This is a genomic window from Corallococcus sicarius, from assembly GCF_003611735.1.
GTDB lineage: Bacteria > Myxococcota > Myxococcia > Myxococcales > Myxococcaceae > Corallococcus > Corallococcus sicarius.
Window position 1 is genome coordinate 1 of sequence record NZ_RAWG01000360.1, and the last position, 9,013, is coordinate 9,013.

At 70.5% G+C, this 9,013-nt stretch carries 9 protein-coding genes; 3 read left to right on the forward strand and 6 right to left on the reverse strand.

Annotation, left to right across the window (positions count from 1 at the left end):
• From D7X12_RS35555 to D7X12_RS35565, 3 genes are all read left to right on the forward strand, one after another.
• A partial coding sequence (locus D7X12_RS35555; RefSeq protein ID WP_244224976.1) for a DUF6178 family protein occupies positions 1 to 956 on the forward strand: 956 nt, incomplete at its 5' end.
• Between the two features lie 243 nt (positions 957 to 1,199).
• Positions 1,200 to 2,483, forward strand: coding sequence for an O-antigen ligase family protein (locus D7X12_RS35560; protein ID WP_120629658.1), 1,284 nt, complete (start codon positions 1,200 to 1,202; stop codon positions 2,481 to 2,483).
• Positions 2,473 to 3,627 carry a glycosyltransferase gene (locus tag D7X12_RS35565; RefSeq protein ID WP_120629652.1) on the forward strand — a complete coding sequence of 385 codons (1,155 nt, stop codon included), beginning with the start codon at positions 2,473 to 2,475 and terminating at the stop codon, positions 3,625 to 3,627. Before D7X12_RS35560 ends, D7X12_RS35565 begins: the two co-directional genes overlap by 11 nt.
• A gap of 530 nt (positions 3,628 to 4,157) precedes the next feature.
• On the opposite strand, the gene D7X12_RS35570 is transcribed toward D7X12_RS35565, so the two are convergent.
• The 6 genes from D7X12_RS35570 to D7X12_RS35595 all read right to left on the reverse strand — a co-directional run.
• Positions 4,158 to 4,379 (reverse strand): hypothetical protein, encoded by a 222-nt coding sequence (locus tag D7X12_RS35570; RefSeq protein WP_120629659.1) that lies wholly within the window; start codon positions 4,377 to 4,379, stop codon positions 4,158 to 4,160.
• Between the two features lie 154 nt (positions 4,380 to 4,533).
• The gene (locus D7X12_RS35575) at positions 4,534 to 5,496 is read right to left on the reverse strand and encodes an ornithine cyclodeaminase family protein (protein WP_120629653.1); all 963 of its coding nucleotides are present in this window, start codon (positions 5,494 to 5,496) and stop codon (positions 4,534 to 4,536) included.
• 32 nt (positions 5,497 to 5,528) lie between these two features.
• Complete coding sequence (locus D7X12_RS35580) at positions 5,529 to 6,626, reverse strand: quinone-dependent dihydroorotate dehydrogenase (protein ID WP_120629654.1); 1,098 nt, start codon at positions 6,624 to 6,626, stop codon at positions 5,529 to 5,531.
• 5 nt (positions 6,627 to 6,631) lie between these two features.
• Positions 6,632 to 7,624, reverse strand: coding sequence for an adenosine deaminase (gene add, locus D7X12_RS35585; RefSeq protein ID WP_120629655.1), 993 nt, complete (start codon positions 7,622 to 7,624; stop codon positions 6,632 to 6,634).
• A gap of 36 nt (positions 7,625 to 7,660) precedes the next feature.
• Positions 7,661 to 8,362 (reverse strand): Smr/MutS family protein, encoded by a 702-nt coding sequence (locus D7X12_RS35590; protein ID WP_120629656.1) that lies wholly within the window; start codon positions 8,360 to 8,362, stop codon positions 7,661 to 7,663.
• 24 nt (positions 8,363 to 8,386) lie between these two features.
• On the reverse strand, positions 8,387 to 9,013 hold a 627-nt coding region (locus tag D7X12_RS35595; RefSeq protein ID WP_120629657.1), incomplete at its 5' end, for a TerB family tellurite resistance protein.

Below are 9,013 nucleotides of genomic sequence, written 5' to 3' on the forward strand. Positions count from 1 at the left end.
CCACCTCCCCCGCGTCCCCCGCGCTCACCACCAACGGCGGCCACGTGGACTACGTGGAGGCGGCCTTCCGGGACCTGTCCGACACGGAGCGGATGAACGCGGAGGACGAGCTGCGCGAGGTGGCCAACGCGGTGCTCGTCGCCGAGCTGGGCGACCCGGGAGACCTGGACGCCGTGCGCCGCGTGGGCGAATGGGTGCGCGACTACCTGTCGCTGGGCCTGGAGCACCTGACGGGCGGCGACCCGGCCCGGGCGCCGGACGCGCTGCGGGACACGCCCCTGCGCCGCATCTTCCAGGTGGGCTTCACGCTGACGCTCCAGCTCAAGTACCGCGCGGACCGGCTCTTCAAGGAGCCCTTCATGAGTCTGGACGACGTGCCGCTCGTGCTCCCCGAGGAGGCGGCGGCGCTGGAGGCCCTGCGCCGCAAGCGTCCCCGCCGGGCGCTGCGCGTCCCGGGCGCGGAGGCCGTGCCGTTCCGCTCGCTGCGGGAGGTGGCTTCGTCGGAGGTGCTGCTCGCCCGCGCGGAAGGACAGGTGGCCGCGCTGGGCTCGCTCCTGGGCGGCTCCGAGGGCCCCGCGCACACCGTGCTGGCCCGCTTCGGCGTGTCCCTGGACGTGCTGGGCGTGGAGCGGCTGTGGGCGGCGGTGGTCGCCATGGCCGTCCTGGAGGAGGGCGTGGACGTGAGGCCCGTGCCCCTGGGGCGCACGGTGGAATTGGGCCAGCGCCTCTTCGAGGGCAGCCCGGACGCGCCGCGCCTGCGCCCGAGCGCGGCGGAGCGGGCCCTGGCCGCGCTCACGCCCGCCGTTGCGGAGCCCGCGCGGGAGGAACTGCGTCGGGTGGTGAACGTCACGCTGGCGCGGCTGGTGTCGGAGCTGGGCTCACCGTGGCTGCGCGAGGGGCGGTTGGACCTCATCGCCTCCGCGGTGCTTCCGATGGAGAGCGCGCCGGTCCCGTAGCTTTTTCAGCCTTGCCCGGCCCCCGTGTCGGGGGGGAACGCGCAACTGCCCGAAGATACGGGCTTCCCGCGCTTGCATCCCCTGGCACGCCCGCTGCTTTGCCCCCGCCCGCTGGCTGTTCGTCGGTGTCGCGCATGCGTTCCGCGTGCGGCGTGCCTGCGTCCGGCCCGCCAACGGCTTTCCAAGAGGGCCAGGGGCACGCGTGTGACGGGACGAGCGACCGACAGCGAAGGGGTGGAGTTCATGGAACCGGGCGCGCAGGGGCAGCGTCGCGACGTGCTGGCATTCTTCCTGCTCGTGGGGTTCGCGGCAGTGATGTACGCGGTGCCGGGTGAGTGGATCCCCGCGCTCGCGCCGCTGCGGCTCGCGCTGCTGACGTCGGGCCTCGCGGCCGGACTGATGGTGATGCGGCGGCTGGGCAAGGCGGAGCCGCTCTATTTCGACGGGGCGCGCGGCATCGCGCTCTTGGCGTTCTCGTCGCTGGCGTTCTGCTCGGTGGCGTGGTCCGTCAATCCGGACGTGACGCGCTTCCAGGGCGTGGAGCTCTTGAAGCTCACGGCCATCTACCTGACGCTCGTGAACGTCATCACGAACAGCAAGCGGCTGGCGGCGGTGTGCGCGGCCATGGTGCTGGCGGCCATCGTGACGTCCATTGGCGTCATCAACTGGTACATCGTCGGGGAGAACATGGTGGAGGGCTTCCGTTCGCGCTGGGTCGGCGTGTACGCGGACCCCAACCACATGGCGATGAACATGGTCGTCGTGGTGCCGCTCGCGGTGGCCTTCGTGGCGCGCAAGAGCACCCCGTGGTTCTTCCGCATCCTCTGCGGCGCGTCCGCCATCCTGTCGGTGGTGGCCATCGTGCTGTCGCACTCGCGCGGTGGCTTCATCGGCCTGTCGGTGGCGATGGCGCTGTGGGCCATCCGCGAGAAGCGCCGCATGCAGGCCATCGTGCTGGGCACCGTGTTCGTGCTGGGCCTGGCGGTGTTCGCGCCCAAGAGCTTCTGGCAGCGCAATGAGACGGTGACGAGCTTCCACGAGGACGCGTCCGCCATGGGCCGCGTGTACGCGTGGCAGGTGGCCAGCCGCATGAGCCTGGACAAGCCGCTGCTGGGCGTGGGCGCGGGCGGCTTCCGCTACGCGTGGTTCGAGTACGCGCCGCCCGAGGCGCGCCGCGCCTACGTGGCGCACAACATCTTCCTGGACGTCATCGGAGAGCTCGGGTGGATTGGCCTCCTGTGCTTCCTGGTGTTCGCGGGTGGATCCGTGGGCGGGGCCGCGTCCGCGTCGTCGGATCCGGAAATGGGGTGGCTGGCGCGCGCGCTGTTGGCGTCAGTGGCGGGCTACCTCGTCTGTGACTTGTTCTCCGGGTACATCCTGTCCGCGCACTGCTACGTGCTCTTCGGCCTCGCCGCGAGCGCGCACCGCATCGCGCAGGCGCGGGAGCGTGCCCTGGCGGTGGGGAGGCAGCCGGCACCGACTCAGGTGCCGACGGCCACGTGGGAGGGGTCTGGGCATGCGGCGTGAGGAAGCGCGGATGGGGCAGGAGCCCCTCCGTCTGGTGCAGTTCACCCGGTCGTTCCACATTGGCGGCACCGAGGTGCAGGTGCTGGAGCTGCTGCGCGGGCTGCCGTCCAGCTACCGGTTGCAGGTGTCGGTGCTGGAGGACGCCGGGCCGCTGATGGAGTCCGTCCGCAAGCTGGGCCACGCGCCGGAGGTGTTCTCGCTCAAGGGCTCACTCGCGAAGCCGAACACGGCCCTTCAAATCCTCCGCCTGGCGCACTGGCTGCGGAAGCACCGCGTGCACCTGGTGCACGTGCACGACTTCTACTCGAGCATCATCGCGGTGCCGGCGGCGAAGCTGGCGGGCGCGAAGGTCATCGTCGGCCGGTTGGATTTGTCCCACTGGCAGGGCAGGGCCCGCCGCCTGCTGCACGCGCAGATGACGCGCCTGGCGGACCACGTCGTCGCCAACGCGGAGGCCATCCGCACGATGGTTGTCCAGGAGGAGGGGCTGCCCGCGGACCGCGTCTCCGTCATCCACAACGGCCTGGACCTGCAGCGCTTCGACGCGCGCGTCGCCGAGGGCCTCAAGGCCCCGCTCCCGGACCCGGGCGACGTGCCCACCGTGGTGCACGTGGCCAACATGAACCACCCGGTGAAGCGGCAGGAGGACCTGCTCCTCGCGCTTGCCATGCTGCGTCATGAGGGCGTCCGGCTGAACGCGTGGCTGGTGGGAGACGGCCCGCGCCGGCCCGCGCTGCAGAAGATGGCGCAGGAGCTGGGCGTGGCGGACGGGGTGCACTTCCTGCTGCACCGCTCGGACGTGCCGGCCCTCTATGGCCGGGCCACCTTCGGCGTCCTGTGCTCGTCCGCGGAGGGCATGTCCAACGCGGTGATGGAGGGCATGGCCGCGGGCCTGCCCATGGTCGTCACGCGGGTGGGCGGCAACCCGGACCTCATCGTGGACGGGGAGCGGGGGCTGGTGGTGGAGCCGGAACGGCCCGCCCAGCTGGCCCAGGCGTTCCGCCGGCTGCTCTCCCAGCCCGAGGAGGCCCGGAAGATGGGCAAGGCCGCCCGGCGCTTCGTCGCCCGCGAGCTGTCGCTGGAGAAGATGGTGGGCCAGCATGACGCCCTGTACCGAAGGGTGGCACAGCGGCCCCAGGGCTGATCCCCGCCCCTGGGGGCCGGGAAATGTCAGACCCACCTGGATAATCCGAGCCCGTCCTCAAGCAATTGGGGGCGGGCGCGTTCGTAGGGAGGGGGACGTGCCCCGCGCTTATCCCTTCGTGCGATTCCAGGTTATAGATGGGAATAGCTCGTTTTTCGTGGAGATTGGTAGGGTGGCCGTGGTAATGGCGCCGGGGGCATTGCCAGTCACACCGGGCGTGCTCACCGTGGGTGACATCGGATCAGGCGGAAGAGGAATCCCCGCCGGCAGGACGTGGTTTTGAAGGAAGCGGACGTCGAGCGCGGGGCCCTGAGGCACGGGACGCGGGACGGACGCGGAACATGAAGGTGGCGCGGAGTGGCCCGAGGGCCTGCTTCGCATCCGCCCGCGACTTTACGAGGCCCTGCCAGTCGGCACGCGGCCCGGGGCGCTCGCCGGTAAAACTCCAAGGTGCCGGCGAGCGCTCTCTTTTTTGCCTCAAGCGGAGCAGGGGAGGCGCTTCAAGCCTCCGCCCGCCCACACGCTGCTGGCTACTTCAGGTTGCCAATCACCTGGATGGTGGTGTCGCTCTTCAGCAGTTTGCTGACGAAGTTCACCGTCTCCTGCTGCTTCTGGAGCATCAGCTGGGCCTCGGCGCGCGTGCGATCATCGCCGGTGAGTCCCTTGAGCAGCTTCTGCTCGGTGGCGTTCAAGCGCTGGCTGGTGTTCAGCGCGGCCAGCACGGTCCCGTCCTTGTTGATCTTCGTGCTCATGCGCACCACCTGTCCTGGCCGCCCGGCGAGGGGGTCTCCGGGCGGAGAAATGGGTCTGCAAGATTATCGCGGAACCCGGCGAAAGTTGCCCCGCCCTGGAAAATCAGTGCAGGACGGGACGCTTCGCCGGGCGTCCCCGACCAGGCGGCCCCGACTAGGCGTCCCCGACGAGGTCGAAGAGCTGCCCCACGCCCCTGGCGCGGGCCACGTCGTAGAGCGCGCGGGCCAGGGCCACGTCCTGGACCGCGAGGCCGGTGGAGTCGAAGACGGTGACCTCGTCGCCGGTGCGGCCCGGCTTCTTGCCCGCGACCACCTCTCCCAGGGTGCCCGCGAGCTGCCCGGCCTGGAACAGGCCGTCGTGCAGGGGGACGTTGACCTCGCCGGAGTGGAGCGCCTGCTCCGCATCGTCGATGAAGACGCGTCCTTCCACGAGCAGGCGCGGATCCAGCTCCTGCTTGCCGGGAGCATCCGCGCCCATGGCGTTGATGTGGGCGCCGGCCTGGACCCACTCGCGGCGGACCACGGGCGCGCGCGCGGGCGTGGCGGAGCAGACGATGTCCGCGCCGGAGGCCTCCTGGAGGCTCACCACGCGGCCGCCCTTCTCCTTCTGGAGGGCCTGGGCGGCCTGCTCGGACACGTCCGCCATGAGCAGCTCCAGGTCCCCGAAGAGGGCGCGGTGCGAATCGATGAGCACCCGCGCCTGCACGCCGCAGCCCACGAGCCCCAGCGTGCGGGGCTTCTTCTTCGCCAGGTACTTGGACGCGATGCCGCCCGCGGCGCCGGTGCGCCACGCGGTGAGCAGCGTGCCGTCCAGGATGGCCAGCGGGGAGGCGGTGTCCGGGTCGCTGAGGATGTAGACGGCGCGCACCGTGGGCAGGCCGTGCTTCTGGGGGTTGCGGGGATGGGCGTTGACCCACTTCACGCCCGCCGCCCCGTCGAGGAACGCGGGCATGGCGCGGAAGTCGCCGTCGTACTTCGGCAGGGACAGGTACACCTTGGGCGGCATGAGCGCGTCGCCGCGGCCATGGGCCAGGAAGGCGCGCTCCACGGCTTCCAGGCCGAGTTCGACGGTGTAGAGGCCGCGCAGCTCTTTCGCACTGAGGAGGAGGGTGGGCATGAACGCGCTATACCCAACCCCCGCCGCCGCCGCTACCGGGTGGGGGCCGCCAGGCCTGCGTGGGCATCCACGCCCACCACGTCGCGCACGGAGGTGTAGCCGTCGCGGGCCAGCAGGGCGCCCAGCCCTCTCAGGAGGGGACCCACCATGCCCGGGCCCTCGTAGATGAAACCCGTATACACCTGCACCACGGTGGCACCTGCTCGCAGCTTCTCGTAGACGTCCTGGGCGGTGAACACGCCGCCCACGCCGATGAGGGGCAGGGTGCCCCGGCTCCGGACGTAGGCGCGGCGGATGACGGCGTTGGACAGCTCGCGCACGGGGGCGCCGGACAGGCCGCCGGCCTCCTTCGCGTGCGCGTGTTCGAAGGGGCGGGTGATGGTGGTGTTGGTCGCGATGAGGCCGGACAGGCCGCACGCCAGCGCCACGTCCACCACCTCGTCCACCGCCTCCGGGGTGAGGTCCGGGGCAATCTTCAGGAACAGCGGCGTGCCGGGGGCCACCTTCGCCATCCGCTCCTGCACCGCGCCGAGCAGCGCGGTGAGCTGCTCCGGCTCCTGGAGCGAGCGCAGCCCGGGGGTGTTGGGCGAGGACGCATTGACGACGACGTAGTCGCCCAGCGGCGCGAGCGCGTCCACGCACGCCACGTAGTCGTCCACCGCGCGCTCTATCGGCGTGTCCTTGTTCTTGCCGATGTTCACGCCCAGCGGGCCGGGCTTCCACGCGCGGCCCGTCAGGCGGCCCGCGGCCGTGGCGGCGCCGTGGTTGTTGAAGCCCATGCGGTTGATGACCGCGCGGTGCTCCGGCAGCCGGAACAGGCGCGGCTTCGGGTTGCCCGGCTGGGGCCGGGGCGTGACGGTGCCAATCTCCACGGCGGAGAAGCCGCAGGCGAAGAGGCCGTCCACCGCCTCCGCGTCCTTGTCCAGCCCGGCGGCGAGCGCCACCGGGTGGGCGAAGCGCAGCCCGGCCAGCTCCACGGACAGGTCCATGGGGGCCTGGCGCAGGGTGCGCTCTCGCATCGACTGGCAGAGGGACGGCAGCTTCCCCAGGGCCGCGAGCCCCGACATGCCCAGCCGGTGCGCGGGCTCCGGGGCCAGCGTGAACAGCATTGCGCGCGTGAGGCCGTACATGCCGCTCAAGCGGGGATGAAGGACGCCTCGCGCGCCCACGCCAGGGCCTGGTCCACCTGCTCGGTGGTGAGCAGGCCGTTGGACTCGACGATCTCTATCTCCCGCCGCATGTCCGTCTCCAGCAGGTAGGGGCCGTCCGTGTTGATGGTGAACTTCACCTTGCGGTCCCAGAACGTCTGCATGATGTGCTGGAGTTCCTTCAGGCCCTCCACGGCCTTGGTGTGGATGTTGGACGTGGGGCACAGCTCCAGCGTGATGTTGTTCTCACGCAGGACCTTCATCGCGGACTCGTCGTACGCGGCGCGGATGCCGTGGCCGATGCGGTTCGGCTTGAGCTTCTCCACCACCGCCATCAGGCCCTCCGCGCCCGTGCCGGCCGTCTCACCGGTGTGCACGGTGCACTTGAGGCCGCCCTTGCGCGCGCGGGCGTAGAGGTCCTCGTACTGCGCCAGCGTGGGCTTGTGCTCCATCGCGTCGCGCTCCGTGCCGGCCAGGTCGATGCCGTACACGCCGCGGTTGCGGTACTTGATGGCCTTCTCGACGATGATGCTGTTGAGCTTGTGGTCGAACTCGCGGGCCAGGCAGAAGATGAGGCCCACCTTCACGCCGTACTCCAGCACCGCGCGGTCCATGCCCCGGAGCGCGGCGTGGATGATGTGGTCCAGGTCCAGCTCGGAGGACAGGTTGCGCTTCATCGGGTTGAAGCGCAGCTCGATCTGCGTGACGCGGCTGCCGCGGTACTCCTTGCCAATCACCTCGTAGACGGAGCGCTCGATGGCGCTGGGAGAGGATTGGATCTTCTCCGTCCAGGTGTGGAGGATCTTCAGGTAGTCATCGAGGCTGCCCACCTTGCCCGGACGGGAGGTGATCAGCTCGACGAAGTCGAAGTAGTTTTTGACGGGAAGCTTGAAGCCCTGCTGATGGGCAATGGACCACAGGATGTGCGGAGCCACCGCGCCACCCACGTGGATGTGGAGGTCAATCAGGTCGCGAACCATGGCGGCATGTATGCACAGCCCCGGGCACGCGTAAAGCTATCGGCGAAGCAGCACGTACACCGCGCCGGTTCCCCCGTCCTGCGGACGTGCGGTGGCGAAGGCCAGCACCAGCCGCTCCATCCGCTTCTGGGACAGCCACACCCGCAGCCCCTCCTTGAGGACGGGCACCTGGTCCTTGGAGTTCAAACCGCGCCCGTGGACGATGAGCACGCAGCGCTTCTTGGAGCGCTGGCTGTCGGACAGGAAACGCTCCACCGCGCTCCGGGCCTCCGCCTGCGTCTTGCCGTGGAGGTCCAGCGTGTCCTGCACGGAGAAGTCGCCCCGGCGCAGCGAGCGCAGCAGGTTGCGGTCCACGCCGGGAGCGGCGCCCTCGATGAACTCGTTCGAGTCGGCGACGTCGAAGCCGCCTTCGCCCGCGACGAGCTCGGAGAGCTGGGCCAGCGCCTCCGCGTTGTCGTCGATGATCTCCGGCAGGCGCGGGTTCACCTTGGGGGCTTCGCCCCTGTTGGTGATCTGCTGCACGCCGTCCATGGCGGAGAAGAAGAGGCCCACGTCGTCGTCCTCCGGGCGGGCCTTGGGGGCCTTCACGGGCCTGGCGACGGTCTTCTTCTTCGCGGCGGCCTCGGCGGCGGCCTTCTGCTGTTCCTGCTTCTCCTGGTCCTGGAGCGTCTTGATGGCGGACTTGAAGGGGTTGTTCTGGAAGGCCGCTTCCTTCTTCTTCGGGGGCTGCTTGCTCATGGGATGTCCTGGTTCTAACCCGGGCTACAGACCGCGCAGCCGTCGGATTTCCTCGTAGGCGTCGCGGACTTCCTGGAAGCGGCGGGCGGCCTGTTCGGCGGCCCGGGGCCCCAGGTGGCTGGCCTTGTCCGGATGGTGGGTGGCGGCGAGCTTGCGGTAGGCGCTCTTCACCTCCGCGTCCGAGGCCTCCGGCGTGAGGCCCAGGGACTCGTAGTGGGCGGTGGCGTCGCCCAGGTGCTGCTCGGCCACGGCCCGGGCCTTGTCGTCTGGGACGTCCAGCCCTTCGGCCACGCGCTGAAGGGCCTCGCGTTCGGAGCGCTGGAGCGGGCCGTCCGTGAGCGCCAGTTCGTAGAGAGCGTCCAGGAGGCGCAGCCGTTCGCCTGAAGGCAGGGCTTCCAGGCAGGAGGCGAGCGCCCCCGGCGCGTCCACCGTGGCCGGGTGGCGCAGGAAGTCCTTCAGGTGCCGGCGGACGGCCTGGACGGTGTGGGAGTCCGCGTGGAGGACCTCCTCGAAGTAGCGGCGGACCTCGCGGACCTCCTCGCGGCGGACATCTCCGTCGGCGCGGGCCACGTCCACGAAGAGGGCGACGAGGTCGCGGTCGAGCGGATCCTCCTCCGGGCCCTGGACGGCGGGGAACTCCCCGGGGGTGGG